Annotated in this window: 19 protein-coding genes; 8 read left to right on the top strand and 11 right to left on the bottom strand. The window is 69.4% G+C overall.

Annotated features, from left to right (window positions below):
• Positions 1–143: 143 nt before the first annotated feature.
• Positions 144–1,421 carry an NAD(P)/FAD-dependent oxidoreductase gene (locus BLT59_RS22265; protein WP_091785632.1) on the top strand — a complete coding sequence of 426 codons (1,278 nt, stop codon included), beginning with the start codon at positions 144–146 and terminating at the stop codon, positions 1,419–1,421.
• Between the two features lie 14 nt (positions 1,422–1,435).
• On the opposite strand, the gene BLT59_RS22270 is transcribed toward BLT59_RS22265, so the two are convergent.
• Entirely contained in the window at positions 1,436–1,906 is a 471-nt protein-coding gene (locus BLT59_RS22270) for a hypothetical protein (RefSeq protein ID WP_091785636.1), read from the bottom strand.
• Entirely contained in the window at positions 1,903–2,313 is a 411-nt protein-coding gene (locus BLT59_RS22275; protein ID WP_091785638.1) for a hypothetical protein, read from the bottom strand. Before BLT59_RS22275 ends, BLT59_RS22270 begins: the two co-directional genes overlap by 4 nt.
• Positions 2,314–2,607: 294 nt before the next feature.
• Between BLT59_RS22275 and BLT59_RS22280 the strand changes: the two genes are divergently transcribed.
• From BLT59_RS22280 to BLT59_RS22290, 3 genes are read left to right on the top strand one after another with little or no spacing between them, the layout of a single operon-like run.
• The gene (locus BLT59_RS22280; protein WP_244514109.1) at positions 2,608–3,153 is read left to right on the top strand and encodes a TadE/TadG family type IV pilus assembly protein; all 546 of its coding nucleotides are present in this window, start codon (positions 2,608–2,610) and stop codon (positions 3,151–3,153) included.
• Entirely contained in the window at positions 3,141–3,806 is a 666-nt protein-coding gene (locus BLT59_RS22285) for a TadE/TadG family type IV pilus assembly protein (RefSeq protein ID WP_091785645.1), read from the top strand. The genes BLT59_RS22280 and BLT59_RS22285 overlap by 13 nt, the downstream gene beginning before the upstream one ends.
• Positions 3,778–5,487 (top strand): TadE/TadG family type IV pilus assembly protein, encoded by a 1,710-nt coding sequence (locus tag BLT59_RS22290; protein ID WP_091785649.1) that lies wholly within the window; start codon positions 3,778–3,780, stop codon positions 5,485–5,487. Before BLT59_RS22285 ends, BLT59_RS22290 begins: the two co-directional genes overlap by 29 nt.
• 40 nt (positions 5,488–5,527) lie before the next feature.
• Here the strand turns inward: BLT59_RS22290 and dksA are convergent, their stop codons facing one another.
• The 4 genes from dksA to BLT59_RS22310 form a co-directional block, all read right to left on the bottom strand.
• Positions 5,528–5,947, bottom strand: a complete 420-nt coding sequence (gene dksA, locus BLT59_RS22295; RefSeq protein ID WP_012322444.1) for an RNA polymerase-binding protein DksA — start codon at positions 5,945–5,947, stop codon at positions 5,528–5,530.
• A gap of 182 nt (positions 5,948–6,129) precedes the next feature.
• Positions 6,130–7,137, bottom strand: coding sequence for a hypothetical protein (locus BLT59_RS22300; protein WP_091785653.1), 1,008 nt, complete (start codon positions 7,135–7,137; stop codon positions 6,130–6,132).
• A 2-nt stretch (positions 7,138–7,139) separates the two neighbouring features.
• Complete coding sequence (locus BLT59_RS22305; RefSeq protein ID WP_091785656.1) at positions 7,140–8,513, bottom strand: MBOAT family O-acyltransferase; 1,374 nt, start codon at positions 8,511–8,513, stop codon at positions 7,140–7,142.
• A gap of 190 nt (positions 8,514–8,703) precedes the next feature.
• Positions 8,704–9,951 (bottom strand): Hsp70 family protein, encoded by a 1,248-nt coding sequence (locus tag BLT59_RS22310; protein ID WP_091785660.1) that lies wholly within the window; start codon positions 9,949–9,951, stop codon positions 8,704–8,706.
• A 378-nt stretch (positions 9,952–10,329) separates the two neighbouring features.
• On the opposite strand from BLT59_RS22310, the gene BLT59_RS22315 reads away from it, so the two are divergent.
• Entirely contained in the window at positions 10,330–11,826 is a 1,497-nt protein-coding gene (locus tag BLT59_RS22315) for a helicase HerA domain-containing protein (RefSeq protein WP_091785664.1), read from the top strand.
• Positions 11,827–12,023: 197 nt separating this feature from the next.
• On the opposite strand, the gene BLT59_RS22320 is transcribed toward BLT59_RS22315, so the two are convergent.
• The gene (locus tag BLT59_RS22320; protein WP_091785667.1) at positions 12,024–12,452 is read right to left on the bottom strand and encodes a flagellar assembly protein FliX; all 429 of its coding nucleotides are present in this window, start codon (positions 12,450–12,452) and stop codon (positions 12,024–12,026) included.
• Positions 12,453–12,693: 241 nt separating this feature from the next.
• Between BLT59_RS22320 and BLT59_RS22325 the strand changes: the two genes are divergently transcribed.
• The 3 genes from BLT59_RS22325 to BLT59_RS22335 are packed head-to-tail and all read left to right on the top strand — an operon-like array spanning position 12,694 to position 14,675.
• Positions 12,694–13,830: a flagellar basal body P-ring protein FlgI gene (locus tag BLT59_RS22325; protein ID WP_091785670.1), complete on the top strand. Its 1,137-nt coding sequence runs from the start codon at positions 12,694–12,696 to the stop codon at positions 13,828–13,830.
• A gap of 25 nt (positions 13,831–13,855) precedes the next feature.
• Positions 13,856–14,215, top strand: coding sequence for a rod-binding protein (locus BLT59_RS22330; RefSeq protein WP_091785673.1), 360 nt, complete (start codon positions 13,856–13,858; stop codon positions 14,213–14,215).
• Complete coding sequence (locus tag BLT59_RS22335) at positions 14,202–14,675, top strand: hypothetical protein (protein ID WP_091785676.1); 474 nt, start codon at positions 14,202–14,204, stop codon at positions 14,673–14,675. Before BLT59_RS22330 ends, BLT59_RS22335 begins: the two co-directional genes overlap by 14 nt.
• A gap of 8 nt (positions 14,676–14,683) precedes the next feature.
• On the opposite strand, the gene BLT59_RS22340 is transcribed toward BLT59_RS22335, so the two are convergent.
• From BLT59_RS22340 to flgK, 4 genes are all read right to left on the bottom strand, one after another.
• Complete coding sequence (locus BLT59_RS22340; RefSeq protein ID WP_091785679.1) at positions 14,684–15,004, bottom strand: porin family protein; 321 nt, start codon at positions 15,002–15,004, stop codon at positions 14,684–14,686.
• Position 15,005: 1 nt separating this feature from the next.
• Entirely contained in the window at positions 15,006–15,266 is a 261-nt protein-coding gene (locus tag BLT59_RS22345; RefSeq protein ID WP_091785682.1) for a hypothetical protein, read from the bottom strand.
• 157 nt (positions 15,267–15,423) lie between these two features.
• Positions 15,424–17,001, bottom strand: a complete 1,578-nt coding sequence (locus tag BLT59_RS22350) for a flagellin (RefSeq protein WP_091785685.1) — start codon at positions 16,999–17,001, stop codon at positions 15,424–15,426.
• Positions 17,002–17,003: 2 nt separating this feature from the next.
• On the bottom strand, positions 17,004–18,863 hold the full coding sequence (gene flgK / locus BLT59_RS22355) for a flagellar hook-associated protein FlgK (RefSeq protein ID WP_091785688.1): 1,860 nt from the start codon (positions 18,861–18,863) through the stop codon (positions 17,004–17,006).
• Positions 18,864–18,873: the final 10 nt, after the last annotated feature.

Raw genomic sequence — 18,873 nt, forward strand, 5'->3', positions numbered from 1 at the left:
CGCTCTCTAGCCGATCTCGGCGGGCTTGTGCGCGGGACTTCGCGTCGGCGGTCGCCCGATGCGCGATCTGCGGAGAGCCGCTACCCAGGGCGGCCAAAACCCGCCAGAAGGACGCGCTTGGTGCGGTGCGGGATGTGAGCGGCATGGCGACGGACGGGACGGCCGACATCGTGGTGGTCGGCGGCGGGATGGTCGGGCTCGCCAGCGCCATCGCCCTGAGGGACCGCGGGCTCGACGTCATCCTGCTGGATCCCGGCGAGGCGCGGGCGCGGACCTCCTACGGCAATGCCGGCGTGGTCAGCCGCGGCTCGATCCTGCCGATGTCGAGCCCGGCCCTCTGGGGCAAGCTCCCGGCCTACCTGCGCAATGCCGACCGCGGCCTGCGCCTGAACTACGCGCATCTCCCGCGGATCATCCCCTACACGGCGCACTTCCTGGCCGCCGCGCGCGCCTCCCGCTGGCGCCGCGCCGCGGCCGCGCTGCTGCCGCTGACGAGTGCGGCCTATCCGGCCCATGAGCGCCTGGCGGCCCGGGCCGGGACCACCGACCGGCTCCAGCGGACCGGCTGGATCAAGGCCTATCGCAGCGAGGCGGCCTTCGGAGCCGCCGCCCTGGAGCGCGAGATCCTGTCGGGGCACGGGGTCGCCTTCGACATCCTCGACACGGCGGCCCTGCACGCCCTCGAGCCGGCGCTGGTGCGGCCCTATGCGCGGGCGATGCTGCTCACCGAAACCGGCTCGGTTCGCGAGCCCGGCCGGCTCATCGAGGCCTGCGAGGCCCTGTTCGCCGGCCTCGGCGGTCGCCGCCTGCGAGGCAGCGTCACCCGCCTCGAGCCCGAGGCCGGCGGATGGCACGTCGCCCATGACGGCGGCACGGTCCGGGCCCGCCAGGTCGTGCTGGCGGCCGGTGCCGCTTCGGGGGCGATCGCCCGGACCCTCGGCTACCGGTTCGCAGTGGCGGCCGAGCGCGGCTACCACCGGCACTACGCCCTGCATCCGGAGAGCCCGCCGCTGACCCGGCCGGTCCTCGACACCGGGGCCGGTTCCATCCTGTCGCCGATGGGCGATCACCGGGTGCGGGTCCTGTCAGGCGTGGAACTGAACGCCCGCAATGCCGCACCCGACCATACCCAGATCGAGGCGGCGTCACGGGAAGCGGCCGGGACCCTTCGGCTCGGAGGGCCCCTGGACAACGAGCCGTGGCTCGGCTCCCGTCCCTCGACCCCCGACGGAATGCCGGTGATCGGCCGGGCGCCGCGGCACGAGGGCCTGCTCTTCGCCTTCGGCCACGGCCATATCGGCCTGTCCACCGGCCCGATCACCGGAGAGGTCATCGCCGACCTTGCCACCGGCCGGACACCCCCTGTTCCGGTCGCAGCCTTCGCGCCCGATCGGCTCCTGGCCTGGCCGCGGCTGCCCTGAACGTGCGTCCGGCCTCAGCGCCAGTCGTAAGGATCGAACGGGTCGAGCACCGCCTGGACCTTCCGCAGGAAGTCCGGCTGGCGCTGGAGATCAGCCTCCCGGGCGAGGGCCCGCAGGAAGGCCTGCGGGCCATGCTCGAGATCGCGGGTCAGACCGTTATAGCGGTCGGCCGGCTCGACATGGGCGGGACTCACCGCGACGCGGTAATCGAGGCCGCAGGTCGGCGGGTCGATTCCCAGGCGATAGCAGATCCTCACCCGCGCAAAGGGCGCGTCCGGGCGATAATCGACCTGGTAACCGCCGAGCCGGAAGGCACCCCCGGTCACACGCTCGGCATAGGCCAGCGTCCGGGCCACGGTGGTGAAGCCGGCGGTGCGCCGGTCGCGCACGAGGTCGATCGCCACCCGCTCCGTCGGCACGAACGGTTGCGCACAGGCGGTGCCGGAAACCAGCGCGGCCAGGAGAGCGGGGACGAGGAGTCTCATGGCTTCTTCATGCAGACCGCGACGGGCTGGGCATCCTTGGCGGCCTTGGCGGTCATGTCGAGGCAGCCGACCGTGGACACGCCGTCCGTCACGGTCACGGACGGCAGAACGGCCATGCCCCGGCAATAGGCGCCAATCAATTCCTCGTCACGGCGGCAGGCCACGTCGAGGCGTACCTGGTTGTTCATCGCCGGCCCGGGCGGCCCCGGCGGTCCGGCCGGGCCCGTCTCGCCGGTGGGACCGCGGGCGCCGGTCGCTCCGTTCAGACCCGACGGGCCCGGCGGCCCCTGGGGGCCGCGATCCCCCTTCGCGCCCGGAGGACCGGCCGGCCCCGGCTTCGGCTCGCTACAGCCGGCGAGCGCGAGCGCCACCGCGCCGACGGCGAGCGCGATCCGAGCGAGTCTCATGCGGTTCTCCGGCCACGCCTGCGCGTGGAACTGGTGCGAGCCAGCAATGCGTCAACCGCGCATCCGGGATCGAGACGCATGAAATAAAATCAAGAGTAGCAGACCCTCGACCGGTCTGCTCTCGCCGATCAGATTAAGGGTTTTGCAAAATCTTGGGCTCACATCGGCTGGGATGGCTACGTCCCACTGATCTGCTCGCCCATGACCGGCAGAGAACGTTTAACCGCACAGTATAGAGAGACGGCAGGTTGTCTCCTGAAGCGCCTCGGACGCGACGCCGCCGGCGCGGCCGCGGTGGAGTTCGCCCTCGTCGCGCTGCCCTTTCTGGCGCTGTGCGGCGCGATCATCCAGATCACATTCCAGATCTGGGCAACCCAGAATCTCGATCGCGCCCTGCAGAACGCGGTGCGCACGATCTTCACCGGCCAGTTCCAGCTCGACACGGCCGGCCAGACCGACCCCGCGACCGTGCTCGCGGCCCTGAAGACCCGCATGTGCGGCCCGGCCAGCAGCCCCATCGCCGCGGTGTTCAACTGCCAGAGCGTCAAGATCGATGTCGCGACGGCGAGCAGCTTCTCGGCCGCCGCCGCGAGCAAGCCGATCGACACCGCCACGGGCACGTGGAACACCAGCTTCGGTACCAATTACAAATGCGCCATTCCGGGAACGATCGTGATCGTCACCGCGGCGGTGCCGTTCCCGACCTTCTTCAACCTGATGGGCCTGAACACGCGGCAATTCACCAGCGGGTCCGGCGCGGGTTCGAGTCTCCTGACCTCCACCGCGGTGTTCCGCACCGAGCCCTATCAGATCGTCGGAGCGAGCCCGTGCCCGTCCTGACGATCATCGCCGGGTGGACGGCGCGACTGCGGCGCGACCGGCGCGGGGGCGCCGCGGTGGAGTTCGCCGTGATCCTGCCGGTGCTGCTCGCCATCTGGGCGGGCATGACCGAGATCGCACACGCCATCGACGAGTGGCGCAAGCTCACGCAGCTCGCCCGCACCGTGGCGGATCTGACAGCCCAGGGCGACACGCAGAACCCGATCAGCACCAGCGTGATGAACGACATCATCGCCTCCGCCACTGCGGTGATGCGCCCGTTCGACACGTCGAAGGTCAAGATCGTCGTCAGCGCCATGGGCGTGGACCCGAAGAACGCGAGCCCCGTACCGCTGGTCTGCTCCAGCGTCGCCAATGCCAACGCGACCCCGCGCAGCCCGGGTACCGCGACCGGCCTGACCGTGCCGGACGGATACCAGGTGCCGGGCATGCGCTACGTCCTGGCCGAGGTCAGCATCAGCTACACGCCGATGATCGGCAGCGCCCTGGTCAAGCTCGCCAAGGGCGTCGGCGAGACGATCACCTTCACGAGCAGCGCGCCGTGGCCGACCCGCGGCGGTCAAGCCTACGGCGCCAGCACCTACACGGAAGTCATCCTGCCGGATGCCAAACACGCGAATTGCGATGGCAAACAGATCGACCGCGCGTCCTGACCGCGCGGGCCCACGGTGGCGCCGCGACCTCCTGCGCGACCGCGGCGGCAACGTCGCCTTGCTGTTCGCGTTCCTGAGCGTGCCGATGCTGATGCTCGGCGGCGCGGCGATCGATTACGGCTTCGCCACACGGCTGGAGACGAAGCTCCAGGCCGCGACCGACGCGACCGCCCTGCTCCTCTGCCAGACGCCCCTGACTACGTCGCAGGCCGACCTCAACCTCCTTGCGCAGACGACCATGACCGGTGCCATGGGGACGGCGAATCTCGTGGTCGATCCGCTGGACATCACCAGCAACCCGCGCAAGATCACCCTGACCGCCCACAAGCTTTCGACGACCTTCTTCGGCGGGCTGACCGGCACCAAGCGCATCAACCCGGGCGCCGTGTCGCAATGCGCCACGCCGCTGCCCAAGACCTTCGAAATCGCGCTGGTGCTCGACAATACCGGGTCGATGGCCGAGTCGAGCGGAGGACAATCGAAGCTCAAGGCCGTGCAGACGGCCGCGACGACGTTCGTGAATTACGTCGCGACGAGCCCCGCCTTCTCGAGCGCGACCAAGATCGCGATCGTGCCCTTCGCCGCCGCCGTGGCGGTCGATCCGTCGGCCTATCGCTACGCCTCGTGGATCGATCAGAACGGCCAATCCAGCTACCACTGGACCAACATCATTCCGTCGACCCCGCCGCTCTTCAAGAGCCGCTTCGACGTGTTCGCGAAGCTGCAGGCAGTCAATCGGAACTGGGGCTGGGCCGGGTGTCTCGAGTCGCTCCCCTACCCGTTCAACGTGCAGGACGGCACCCCCTCGACCAAGGATTCGTACTACGTGCCGCTGCTGGCGCCAGACGAGCCGGGCGACGCCAAGGCCGGCGCGGCGCCCTTCCCGGTCGGCAGCCGGTCGCCGACCGCTTACAGCTACAACAGCTATATCGACGACGATAACGGCGGCAGCTGCCAGAACAGCAGCACCTACAACACCGCCCTCGGCCAGGCCTGCAAGTACGTCAATCCCAAGGACGCGGTTTCCGGCTCGAGTGTCGGGATCCCCAACGGCCCCAATTTCGGCTGCACGACCCAACCGCTTCAGCGGCTGACCAGCGATACCAGCGCGCTGAAGGCGCTCATCGATAAGATGGCGCCCCTCGGATCGACCAACATCCACGAGGGTTTCATGTGGGGCTGGCGGACGCTCTCGCCCAACAGCGTCTTCGCGGACGGGCAACCCTACGCGTCGAGCGCGAACAGCTCCAACGCCACGACGATCAACAAGATCATCATCCTGATGACGGACGGCACCAACAGCTGGGGCGTCAACCCGAATGCGCCGACTGGGTCGCTCTATTTCGCGGCCGGCTACTTCAAGAACGCCAACAACACGACCGCGAAGCCGCGCCTGACGACAGCGTATCAGAACGCGAACCTCTCGGATGGGGATACGGCCCGGAAGGCGCTCGACGCCCTCACCGCGGAGGCCTGCGCGAATGCGAAGGCGGTCAACATCTCGATCTACACGATCGGCTTCAGCATCCCGTCCGATCCGATCGATGCGGCGGGCCAGAAACTCCTGAAGACCTGCGCCTCGGCGGACAACCAGTACTTCCTGGCCAACACCTCCGACGATCTGATCGCCGCGTTCCAGCAGATCCAGGCGAGCATCGGCGCGCTCCGGCTCACGCAGTAGGCCCCGCGGCCGCCGGATCCGGCGCGCGGCCGGGCCCGGCTCAGTCGTCGCGGTAGACCCGTTCGCGGCGCTCGTGCCGCTCCTGGGCCTCGAGCGACAAGGTCGCGATCGGCCGCGCATCGAGCCGGCGCAGGGAGATCGGTTCGCCGGTCTCCTCGCAGAAGCCGTAGGACCCGTCCTCGATGCGGGCCAGCGCCGCGTCGATCTTGCCGGTGAGCTTGCGCTGGCGGTCCCGTGCCCGCAGCTCGATCGCGCGATCCGTCTCGGACGACGCACGATCGGCGAGGTCGGGATGGTTCTCGTTCTCGCTCTGGAGCGCCACCAGCGTATCCTGCGCCTCGCGCAGGATGTCGTTCTTCCAGCTCAGCAGCTTGCGCCGGAAATATTCGCGCTGCCGGTCATTCATGAAGGGCTCGTCGTCGGACGGGACGTAGCCGTCCTCCAGCTGCACCTTCGCCATGCGTCACCCTCGCTGGATGGTAAACCGCCCACCAGGGGATGGCCGGTGTGCGGCGAAAACGTGAGGTGCCGTATAGTCGAGGTGCCTCAGCGCTACAACGCACACAGAAGCAGGGGCTGTAACGGCCCGTCACTGCATCGCCGCGTGCGGCAAACAGGTCACGGTACAGATGTTTTACGCTGTCACCGGGTCCGCAACCGTACAATCGCGGCGGCAATCTCGGCGGTCAGGCTCCGGGCGAGCGGGAGCCTGTAATGGGTTTGATCGAAGAACTGATCCGGATTCGCCGCCTCCGGACGGCCGTCGCGCCAATCGACCACCGTGCTCAAATCGTGCGTGGCGAGCACGGCGCGCACCTCGGCCCGGCAGGCCGCCTCGGCCCCCGCCCGGGCGCTGCCGGGCGGCGGCTCGCCCCGGGCATAGACCGGCGGGAAGACCACGACGACCGGCGTCGCCGCCGGGATCCGGGCGAGTTCGGCGCGCAGCCGCGCCGCGATCGGGAACGGACCGCCGTGATGCGGCTCCGGCTCGGATCCGACGGGCTTCTCCAGCGCGGCCTTCTTGGCGGGGTCGATGCCGAAGCCCTGGCTCAGATAGTTGCGCTCGTAATCCCACCAGCCGTCGGAGGCCGCCGCCTTGTGGCGCGTATCGAGGAGCCAGCCGACCCGATTGATCGTCTCCTGAGCGGCCGAGAAGCGGATCAGGCCCCGCAGATAGGCGGGCCAGTCGCCCACGAGCCAATAGGGGAATCCGTGCTCGCTCGGGAAGGCGGGGTCGTCCGCGCACCAGAACGCGTCGGCCGAGAGCACGATCGCTTCGGGCCGGGCATGATGCTTCAGATACCAGCCGAGCAGGGCGAATTGCTCGGCTGGGCCGGTCGCCGGCACCGAGAGCTGGAGGAACGGGATGCCGGTGAGCCGGGTCAGGGCCGCCGGCTCGACGAGCTGGATATGCGAATTGCCGATCACCACGCCCGCATAGGCCGGATCGCGCCCGCGCACGGCCGAGGCGGTGCGGGGTCCCTGCGGCCGCACGGCGCCCCGGGAGAGCAGCGTCGAGCGGCCGGTATCGTAGGGATCGACCAGCGTCGCGAGGGCGAGATAGCCCGCGAACAGAGCGACCATCGACAGGGCCAAGGTGCGGGCGAAGCCGCGCCAGTCCCGGTCGGTCGTGGGGGGTGCGGGCGCCATCCTCAGAACTGGAAGTAGATGAACTCGTAATTCGCATCGTCGCCGATCTTCAGCAGGACGAGCACGAACAAGAGCGCGAAGCCGAAGGCCAGGAGCCGCCGCGGCGGCAGGCGGTGCACCGCATTCCAGGCAGTAGGCCCGATCGTGGCGACCAGGGCGGCAATGGCGATGGTCCGCCACTTGAAGCCGGAGCCCTTCGGCGCCAGCCCGAACAGGCCCTTGAAGATCACGAGCGCCGCCTCGAAGCTCGTCGCCCGGAACAGGACCCAGGTCAGGACGACGAACAGGCTGGTGAGCGCCCAGCCGAGCGGCGCCGGGATCGTGATCCGGGCCCGGCGCGTCAGCAACCCGGCCCCGAGGCCGAGACCGTGGAGCGCCCCCCAGGCCAGGAAGGTCAGGCCCGCCCCGTGCCAGAGGCCGCCGAGCGTCATGGTGGCGGCGAGCGCCCCGACCTGCCGCGGCAGGCCGCGGCGGTTCCCGCCCATCGGGATGTAGAGATAATCGCGCAGGAACCGCGACAGGGTCATGTGCCAGCGCCGCCAGAAATCCTGCAGGGACGTGGCGCGGTAGGGGACGTCGAAATTCTGCGGCAGGACGAGGCCGAACAGAAGCGCGATCCCCAGCGCCATGTCGGTGTAGCCGGAGAAGTCGAAATAGATCTGGAAGGTGAAGCCCAGCGTCGCCTGCCACGCCTCCACCACCGTGACGGCCTTGCCGGCGGCGGCCGCCTGGAAGACCGGGTTCACGTATTCCGCGAGCGGATCGCCGAGGAAGACCTTCTTGGCGAGGCCCACCGTGAGCAGCATCAGCCCGCGGGCGAAGCGCTCGGCGGCATCGGGCCGCGCGTAGGGCGCCTCGTCGAACTGGTGCATGATCTCGCTCCAGCGCACGAGCGGGCCGGCGAGAACCTGCGGGAAGAAGGCGATGTAGAGGGCATATTTCACGAGCCCGAAGCCCGGCGCCCGGCCGGCCCGCAGGTCGGCGAGATACATGATGTGGTGGAAGGTGAAGAACGAGATGCCGAGCGGCAGGGCGAGGCCGAGACGCGGCGCCTCCAGGCCGGGGATCAGGTTGGCGAGATCGGCGGCGAAGTCGAGGTACTTGAAGACCCCGAGCAGGGCGAGGTTGGCGGCGATGGCGGCCGGGATCAGCCAGCGGCCGGGCCAGCGTCGATAGAGGCGAGCGACGCACCAATTCGCCAGGATCGACCCGGCGAGCAGCGGCACGAATCGGATATCCCACCAGCCGTAGAACACGAAGGACAGGCCGACGAGGAGCGGCAGCCGCCACGCCGGTGCGGCGCGCGCCACAAGCGCGTGCAGGATCAGCGCGGCCGGCAGGAAGGCGAGGAGAAAGACGAAGGAGTTGAACAGCATCGGGCGAGGCGGCGCGGAGGAGCCCGGATGGGCCGCCGTTGTCTCCGAGCGGAAGGGATTGCCTTGTCGGGGATCGGGGGCGGCCCGTCAATCGCCGCTCCGCGTGCGGGATCGAGCCACGGCGCGGCTCCGGAAGGCTTCGCGGCGCTCGCGACGACCCGGATGCCGCGGCGATCGACCGGACTGGGCCTCAGGCCCCGCGGCGCGCGGCCTCGATGGTCAGGCCCAGTCCCACCGAGCCGAACGTGTCGCCCTCCACCACCCGGGCGGCCGGAAGCGCGGCCGTCAGCGCGGCGCGCAGGTGCGGCAGGCCGGTGGAGCCGCCGGTCAGGAACAGGGCGTCGATCCGCTCAGCAGGAAGTTCCGCCTGTGCGAGACAGCGCGCGATCCGGGCCGCCACGGCCCGGGCGAGATCACCGGTCTGGGCCGACAGGGTCGCGCGGTCTACCGGTACCGCCAGCCCGCGCTCCAGGAGCCCGAGATCGAGCATTGTCGCATCCTGCTCGGAGGCGGCGATCTTGGCCCCCTCCACCGCCCCGGCCAGGGCGTGGCCGCGCTCCCCCTCCACGGCTTCGCGCAGCCGCGCGAGCAGGTCGGGCCGGGCGCCGTCGCGGATCACTTCGTCGATCTCGCGCAGGGTCTTCTGGTTGTAGAGGCGGTTGATGGCCGACCACGTTGCGAGGTCGTGGTAATAGGCATTCGGCACGGCGAGGTCGCCGCGGCGCATCGGACTGCCGAGCCCCAGCAGCGGCATCACCGTGCCGAGGCTGAGTTGGCGGTCGAAATCCGTCCCCCCGATCCGCACGCCGTCATTGGCCAGGATATCGCCGGCCCGGTCCGGCCGGCCCCGGCGCTCCGGCGCGAGGCGCACGATGGAGAAATCCGAGGTGCCGCCACCGATATCGGCGACGAGGGCGATCTCCTCCGCGCGGACCTGGCGCTCGTAGTCGAGCGCCGCGGCGATCGGCTCGTACTGGAACGAGACCTCCCGGAACCCGACGTCGCGGGCGATGTCGCGCAGCGTGTCCTCCGCGCGGCGGTCCGCCTCCGGGTCGCCATCGACGAAGTGGACGGGCCGGCCGTGGACGACGCTGTCGAGGCTCTGGCCGCAGGCGGCCTCGGCCCGCGCCTTCACGGCCATGAGGTAACGGGCGATGACGTCGCGCAGCCGCAGCCGCTGGCGGCCGACCGGGGTCGCCTCGTCCATGAGCGGGGTGCCGAGGACGGATTTCAGGCCGCGCATCAGCCGGCCGGACCGGCCCTCGACATAGGCCGCCGTCGCGGCCCGGCCGATGATCGGCTCCCGGCCGAGTTCGAAGAAGATCGCGCTCGGGATCGTCCGATGCGCGCCCTCCAGGGGCAGCAGCGTCGGACCCTCCGGGCCGTCATGCCCGAGGGTCGTGTTCGACGTGCCGAAATCGAGGCCGCAGGCCGCCATCGTGTCGTGGGTCCGGGAACTGGGAGAAGGGTCGTGGGCCTACAGGGCCGACATGCCGGGGTCCAGGCCGGAGGAGCAGAGCCCGGGTTTGTCAAACAGGGGTTGACGGCGGGATCGCGCATCGGCGCCCTCGGTGGATCGGATCCGCTTCGTCACCCCGAGGGCCGCGCAGCCGCACGGGGATCCGGACGCGCAGGAGAGCCCGACCCCGAGAGCGGATCCGGATCCCGGGTTCGCCTCCGGCGCCCCGGAACGACAGGACGGAGCACCGCCGCGCGGAGCCGAGCGCCAATCCGTCGCGCGAACTCGCAGATGCGGGAAGCGTGGACAGCGCTCCGGCGGCGCATCCGGATCCGCCGGGCCGTGCTATGAGGCCCCATGCGTTCCGACATCGATCTCGGCCTGACCGGCGAGCGCCCCGCGCTCCTCGACCTCACCGAACTGCTCGCCACGCGGCTCCTGGTCCAGGGCAATTCGGGATCCGGCAAATCGCACCTGCTGCGGCGGCTGCTGGAGCAGAGCGCCGGCCTCGTACAGCAGGCGATCATCGATCCCGAAGGCGATTTCGCCAGCCTCGCCGACCGCTACGGCCACGTCGTGGTCGAGGCCGACGGCGACGATGTCGCCCTGCAGCGGATCGCCGCCCGGGTGCGGACGCACCGGGTCTCGGTGGTGCTGTCGTTGGAGAATCTCGACGCCGACGGGCAGATGCGGGCCGCCGCGGCCTTCCTGGGCGGTCTGTTCGATGCCGACCGCGACCATTGGTACCCGATGCTGGTGGCGGTGGACGAGGCGCAGCTCTTCGCGCCCGCGGCGGCCGGCGAGGTCTCGGACGAAGCCCGCCGCCTGTCGCTCGGCGCGATGACCAACCTCATGTGCCGCGGGCGCAAGCGCGGCCTCGCCGGCATCATCGCCACCCAGCGCCTTGCCAAGCTCGCCAAGAACGTCGCGGCCGAGGCGTCGAACTTCCTGATGGGCCGGACCTTCCTCGACATCGACATGGCCCGCGCCGCCGACCTCCTCGGCCTGGAGCGCCGCCAGGCCGAGACGTTTCGCGACCTGCCGCGGGGGCATTTCGTGGCCCTCGGGCCGGCCCTGTCGCGGCGACCGCTCACCATCGCGGTCGGGCCGACCCAGACCGTGAGCCGGAGTTCCTCGCCGGTCCTGGTCCCCCTGCCCGACGCCCTGGAGGACGCCCGCGCGCTGATTCTCACGGCGAGCCCACAGGAGAGCGTCGCGCCGTTGGCACCGCGCCCGAAGCCGCGCCCGACGCCGGCACCGGACGTGCTCGTACAGCTCGCCAATTACCGGCCGCCGGCGCCTGCGGAGGAGCCGGAGGAGGAGCCCATGGATCCGGAGGCCCGCGAGGCGGCGCTCTCCGAGGTGCTGGCCTCGGTGCTGGCGGATGCCGACGCGGCCGCCTGCACGCCCGCGACGCTGTATCAGGACTTCACGGTCCGCTGCCGCATCCGGCGCCTGCGCGGCGACACGATGGGCCTGCCCGAGTTCAAGCGGCGGCTGGCCGTTGCACGAGCCGAAGCCGGGGGCGCGGTGGCGGACAATTCCGGGTGGGAGCAGGCCCAGGCGATCGCGGCCGGCCTGCCGGACGATCTGGCCGGGCTGTTCCTCGTGGTCGCCCGGGCCGCCATCGAGGGCGCCCCCTGCCCGACCGACACCATGCTGGCTGAGGCCTACGGAACCAGTTCGGGCGGCCGGGCCCGGCGGATGCTGGCCTATCTCGAGGAGCGCGGCGCCATCATCACCCGCAAGGATCTGCGCGGTGCGCCGATCATCGCGGTGCCGGATCTGGGTGTCGAGACGGGGCCGGGCGAGCCGCAGATGCTGCCGACAGGTCCGAAGCGGCGGGCGGTGTAGCGGGATCTGCTCCACGCAAGCCCCGCGTCCAACAGGCACGCGTTCCCCTCCCCCATCTCGGGCGGGGCAGGATCGGCGGCGGTGCCGAATCGAACGCTCCGGTGCCTCCTGTCCTCCGCCTCCCTCGTTGGGGGAAGCGCGCACAGGCCACGGCCGGCTGCTTCGCTCGGCCCGCAGGGACGGTCGCGCAGGTGCGGTCAGACCCTCCGGGCCATCTCCAGCTTGGCGAGTTCCACTGCCGCCCGCAGCTCGATCTCGCCCATCAGGCCGTCGAGCCGCGGGTCTCCCGAGAGGCCCGCACGCTCGTTCAGCCGGCCGGCGATGGCACGCAGGTCCTGCGGCGCGACGCGGCCGCCCAGAAGCGCCGCCTTCAGCCGGTCGAGGCCATCGAGAAGATCCCGGCCACGCTGGGCCGAGCGCCGGCGCCGTTCCTGCGGCGTGTCGGCCTCGGCCTGGAGGAGCAGGACCGCGTCGAGCCCCGCCAGCGTCGCGGCGGCGGCCGGCGCGCCGGTGCCCGTTGCTGCGGTCGGGGCCGCACCGAGGCTGAAGCCTGCGCCCCCCTCGGGTTTCCGGGCGCCCGCAACCCCGCCGGCACTCTGTATCGGCTGGCGAGTCTCGACACGCATGATCCGGTTCGCGTTGCTCCAGGCGCCCCCGCGCAGAACCGGAAAGTCCGCTGCCAGGGTTAAGCGCGGGTAAACAAGGCGGCAGAAGCTGCCGGGTCGGCAGGTTCGGTGCCGGTACCGCGGGATGAGCCGGCCGGCCGCATCGGTGAAAACCTTCGCTCTGTCAGAGCCTTGCGGCGCCGGACGAAGTGGCACGACCCTGGCAGGATGGCGGCAGGTCCGTCCAGGTCGAAAATCCGGCATGCGCCCGCGTCTTGCGTTCAGTCCTCTGCAGATTCTGCTCGGTGCCCTCACCGGCGCCCTGCTGCTCGCCGCCCTGTCCGGGCCGGCGCTGGCCCTGTCGCGCGTCAAGGATCTCGCCTCCATCGAGGGCGTCCGCCAGAACCAGCTCGTCGGCTACGGCATCGTCGTCGGCCTGAACGGCACCGGCGATACGCTGAACAACATCCCCTTCACCAAGCAGTCCCTCCAGGCCATGCTGGAGCGCCTCGGCGTCAACACCCGCGGCGCCACGATGCGCACGCAGAACCTCGCCGCCGTGATGGTGACCGCGAGCCTGCCGCCCTTCGCCGCGCAGGGGACCCGCATCGACGTGACGGTCTCGTCGCTGGGCGACGCCAAGTCCCTCCAGGGCGGCACGCTGCTGGTGACGCCGCTGCTGGGCGCCGACGGTGAGGTCTATGCCCTGGCGCAGGGCTCCGTGGCGATTGCCGGCTTCTCGGCCGAGGGCGACGCCGCCAAGATCACCCGGGGCGTGCCCACCAACGGCCGCATCTCCAACGGCGCGAATATCGAGCGCGAGATCGCCTTCAAGCTGAACGACGCGCGCACGCTGCGGCTGTCGCTGCGCAATCCCGACTTCACCACCTCGAAGCGGATCGCCGCCGCGATCAACGACTTCATGGGCGCCGACACCGCCGAACCCACCGATCCGGCCACCGTGACGATCCAGATCCCGGCCCGCTACAACGGCAACATGATCCGCCTGATCACCGAGGTCGAGCAGCTCAAGGTCGAGCCCGACCAGACCGCCCGGGTCGTGGTCGACGAGCGCTCCGGCATCATCGTGATGGGCCGGGACGTGCGCGTTTCCACGGTGGCGATCGCGCAGGGCAACCTCACCGTCACCATCACCGAACAGCCGCAGGTGAGCCAGCCGGCGCCCTTCTCGGACGGGCGCACCGTCGTGGTGCCGCGGACGGGCGTGAAGGTCGATACCGGCGACGGCAACAAGCTCGCGCTGGTGAAGGAGGGCGTCAGCCTGCGCGAACTGGTCGACGGCCTCAATGCGCTGGGCGTCGGCCCGCGGGATCTGATCTCGATCCTCCAGGCGATCAAGGCCGCCGGCGCGCTCCAGGCCGATATCGAGTTGATGTGATCACCCGGCCGCGGAGGCACGAACCATGTTGCAACTCGCCAGTTTCGCGGCCACCGCCGCCGCCAGCGTCGGGACCTCCGCCGCCGGGAGCGTGGCCGACGGGATGATCAAGACCGCCAACAAGGCCAAGGCCTGGAAGACCGCCACCGAGTTCGAATCGATGTTCCTCGAGAACAGCCTCGATCGGCTGACGCAGTCGGAAGGCACCGAGGGACCACTGGGCGAGAATGGCACCGGCGGGGGCGTCTATCGCTCGATGCTGACCAAGGAATACGCAACCCAGATTGTGAAGAGCGGCGGCGTCGGCATCGCCGACTCGATCTTCCGCGAGATCATGAAGATGCAGGGTGCGGCAAACGTTGGAGCGACACATGCAAAAGGCTGAACCGCTGCGGGTCGCGGACCGGGTCACCGCCGAGGCCCTGGTTGCGGGCGTGCTCGGCAACATGGCGGCCCTGGAGGCCGTGCTCGCCGAGGAGGCCGCCTTCGTTCGGGAGGGCCGTCTGCAGGAGGGCGTCGCCGCAGCCGAGCCGAAGGCAGCCCTGGCCGCCGCCTACATGCAGGGCCTTGAGGTCGCGAAGGCGAACGCCGTCGCGCTGAAGCGCTTCCATCCCGATGGGGTCGAGCTTCTGCGGTCGGCGCATCGCCGTTTCACGGCCGCCGTGGAGGCGAACCAGACGGTGCTGGCCAGCGCCAAGACCGTTTCAGAAGGGCTGATCAAGTCGCTGGCCGAGGAGATCGGTCGCGCGCAGTTGCCGTCCGGCTACGGCCGGCAAGCGCCGGCGCCCTCTCCGTATGGCCGCGGCGTGCGCAGCGGGCCCCTGGTGCTCTCGCGCAACCTCTGAGCCCCGCTTCAGCGGCGGCCGGTGCCGATTCGAACGAAGGTCCGGACCTCGCCGAGATCGGTATCGGCGCGGTTGTCGATCGCGAGGCGGCCGGCGACAGCCGGAGCCGCTGCGACCCGGTGTCCGGCGCCCAGGTCCGCCCCCGCGACCACGCGGCCCGAGATGCGGAGGCAGCTGCCGCTCCCTGGCAGGCGCAGGAAGCCCTGGCCCTTGGACGGGCACGGCACCGGCCCCGGAATCGTCGGCAAATCCCGGAGATCGAGGGCGACGGCCGGCCCGGCGAGGGTCAGGGCCGCCAGTGCGGCGCACAGTCGAAGCCAACCAGGCATCTCAGGCGGCCTGGCAGGCGAGGTCCCGGAAAAGCAAGTCGAGGTAGAGTTCGACCTCGCCGATGAATTGGTCGAGATCGGGCTCGTGGATACGCAGACGGGCGAGATCGCGGAGCAGGATGTCGAGGGCGATGGCGCGGTCGTCGGCATGCGCATAGCCCGCGAGATAGGTGTCGATCGCCTGCTCGACCATGACGATCGCGCCGACACGAGGGGCGGCTCCCAGACGGAGAACGAGTTCGATGGGTCCAGGCAGCGACATGTCGACCTCTCCTCGATCGAATGACGGCGCGCGGGCGCATCCGCACTATGCGGTTCATCCCCGGAAAACGGCAAGACTATGATGTTTTCGCGCGATCGCGAAATTTTTGGGACCGTAGGCGCGACCGGACGAAGCCGCGCCCTTTTCCCTCTCCGGTTTAGCTGATGTAGTTGACCAGTGAGAGTTTCGAGAGCGTCGAGGTGATCTGATAACTCGCCTGAAGCCGGTTCTGTACGTCGAGGAGCTTGGCGATAACCTCTTCAGGCGAGGCCTGCTCGATCCCGTCCAGAGTGTTCTGGACGGTGTTCTGCGTTGCCGTGTTGGTTGTGCTGGCGTTGGACAGGCGCGCCGACGCGAGGGAGAGCTGGGTGACGGTGTCCTGGACGCTCGGGCTCGTCGTGTCGGTGGATGAGAGAAGCTTGCCCGCCCGGTCGATCACCGCCTGATAGGTGGCGATAGTGTTGCCATCGCTGGTCGTAGGCAGCCCATAGGCCATCGTGGCGAGGCCAGCGAGAACGTTCTGGATCGCGCCATCGTTGGCGCGGGCACCGGTGCCGACGCTGGCCGTCGAGCTGATCTGGACGGACTGGGTGTCGAGCGCCGAGGTCGGCTGCAGGGCCGGGGGCGCGCTCCGCGTATCCTCGCCCTGGTACCAGAGTACCGTGTTATCTTTCGTTCCGGGCACGTAGACGGGGGCCGCTCCGGAGAAGTCGATGCGCTGGGGGATGATGCCTGCGCTTGCCGAACCCGAGAAGAAGTTCTTCGCGGCGGTTGCCGTCGAGCTGACGGCGAGGGTTCCGGCAGCGGCCGCCGTGATGGCACCCTGGAGCGCGATGTTGAGGTTATTGGCCGTCGTGGGCGCATCGGAGCCGATTGCGAAGGTCGCGCCGGTGCTCGACGTGGAAGTCGCGGTGTTGCCGGAGACGGCGGTGAGCGTCAGCGTCGTCGATGTCCCGTCGTGCATTTTCAGCGTGACGGTAACGCTGTCGCCCGCAGCCGGCGGGCTGTTCACGGTGAGATTGATCGTGCCCGGCGTGGTCGTTGTTCCGGGATTGGCGGTCGCCGTGATTGCGGTCGTCGTCGACGAGGCTCCGCCGACATTGAAGCCGAAGCTCGTCCTGGTCGGGTCCTGTTCGGCCACCGTCACGGCCGACCCGGATAGGGAGGTGGTCAGCCAACCGGAGCCCGACCCAAGATCTGCCGCAACCTGATCCTTGATCAGTTTCGTGAGACCGGCCTTCAGGGTTCCGTCGCTGTTCGTCGATCCGTTCAGGATCGTTTCAGCGTCGAGGACCGGCTGGGTGCTGGCATCGGCGCCACCGAACAGATAATTGCCCGCCGCCGACTGGTTGAGCGTATCGAGCACCGTCTCCAAGTTCCCGAGGGCGGTCGAGCGGCCCGCGATGGAGTTGGTCGCAGCACTCTGCAGCCCGTTGTTTAGGCTCTGGCGGGCGCTCGTGCCCAGCGTCGCAACCTGGGTCAGGCTCGTCACCGCAAGTTTTGTCCGCGTCTGCCCGGCTGTGATGCCGGCGGCGTAGCCACCGAGCGCGCTCAACGTAGCTTGTGCGGCCAGCGCCGTGGAACGCCCGGAGCCGAGGCCGCCGTAGGTCTGCGACACCTGACCGCTCGAAACTTGGTTCGACAGGTCATTGAGCTGGTTTTTCAGCGTCGTGAGCTGGGCGGCGTTCCGCGTCGTCAGGTACGAGCCAGCCGCGAAGGGTGTGATCGTCGTCATGATCAAATCTGCAGCAGCTGGTTGAGCATGTCGCGGGCGGCCGTCAACACGCGGGCATTGGCGCCATACGCCGTCTGCAGGGCGATCAGGTTGGACATCTCCTGATCAATATTGACCCCGGCCCCGGTCGCGAACCGGCTCTGGGCGGTGGCGAGTGCAGTTTGCTGGGTACCGTCGAGCGCCGAGGCGTTAGCGGAGGCCGCCCCCTGGGCAGAGATGATGTCCTGCGCGAAACCCGCGACGGTGGCGTGATACGGAGCCGAGATGCCGCCGATACCGCTGGACGATGAGAAGGTCTGCGGCGTGGAGGTCAGCGCCGCGTAAAGCTGCTGGGCTCGTGTACCCGAGGCGTTCGTGTTCGCGGCGCTCGTCGAGGGGGCCGCGGCCGAGAGCGCCGTCGTATCGCCGGATAGGTTCGTGTTGACGGCGATGCGCTGGGCGAAGCCGGTCAGCTGCGAGCCGCGGTCGAAGGAGCCAGTGTAGACCGCGTTATTCGCGCCGTCGACGAACAGGGCCAGCGACGGGTTGCCGGTGTAGAGGTCGTCGGCGGAGACGGCCGTGATGTTGGCGCTCGCCGTAACCTGATTCGGGCTGCTGGACGTGTCTCTGATCGTGATGTTCGGACCTGAGCCGGGGACATCCACACTCAAATTCGGCGTCAATGAGGCCAGAGCCGCCTTGATCACGGCTGGATACTGCGTGGGATCGCTCGGGATCTGGAAGGTTCCCACGAGCGCGTTGGCGTCGCTGGTCTGGCTCGGGGTGACGGTTGTCGATGTGGAGTTGGACGCGACGAGGATGACGTTCCGGACCGTGCCGTTGACGGTGACCGGGATCGTGAGCGTGTTGCCGGCTTTAATACCTGACAGGTCGATCGTGGCGGACTTGTCGGCATTCGCCGTCGCGGTGACCTGTTTGTCGGTCAGCGAACTCGCCAGCCCTGCCGCGAGGTCGTCGAGCTGGCGCTGGGCCTGCGGCAGGGTCTGGTCGCGCAGTTCGAGCTGAGCCGCGAGGCTCCCGGATCGCAGCACCCCAGGTTCGCCCAGATCGATCTTCCCACCCCCTGGCAACATGGCGGTGATGGTGCCGACGGAGCGCGGCGTCGACGAGACGGACGAGTTTGCGCTGAGCGTGCCGTGCCCGTCGAAACTCAGGGTCGCCGCATTGCCGCCGTCAACCAGGGTTGCCCCGGATTGGGTGAGAACCGTGACCGTTCCGTCGCTCTTCGACGTCGTCCTGACGTCCATGTAGCTCGACAGGCCGTTGATCGCCTGGTCGCGCTGATCCTGCAGGTCGGCCAGGGACGAACTGTCCGCAGTGTTCTGGATCTTGGTGTTGAGGTTGGCGATGCTCGACAGGAGCGCGCTGGCCGAATTCGTATCGGTGCCGAGCTGTGACTCGATCCCTGTGCGCAGCGTCTGCACCGTGGCAGCGGCACCGTTGATCTGGCTGGCGAGCGCAGACGCGCTGCTCAGCACCGTCGTGCGGGCGGCAGCGGAGGTCGGGTTGGCGGCGAGCTGCTGGAGCGACTGGGTGAAGGTGTTCAGCGTGCCGTCGAGCGCTGTCGAGCTGCCAGGTGTGCCGTAGAGGGCATCGAGCTGAGAGATGATGCCGGATTTCGTGCTGGTGTAGGCGGCGCCGGATGTCTCGAGTCGGAGTTGGTTCAGGGCAGCCGCGTCGAAGCTGCGGGTGACCGTCCCGGCGGCCACTCCCAGGTTGTTGGTTCCGGTGGCAACAGGCGTGAGTGTTCGCTTGACGTATCCGGCTGTCCCGGCGTTGGCGACGTTCTGCGAGACGATGTTGATCGCAGCCTGCGTAGCTGCAAGCCCGGCGGTCGCGTTGGAAAGTGCGTTCAGCGACACTTGTAAGCCT

The organism is Methylobacterium sp. UNC378MF, from assembly GCF_900103195.1.
Lineage (GTDB): Bacteria > Pseudomonadota > Alphaproteobacteria > Rhizobiales > Beijerinckiaceae > Methylobacterium.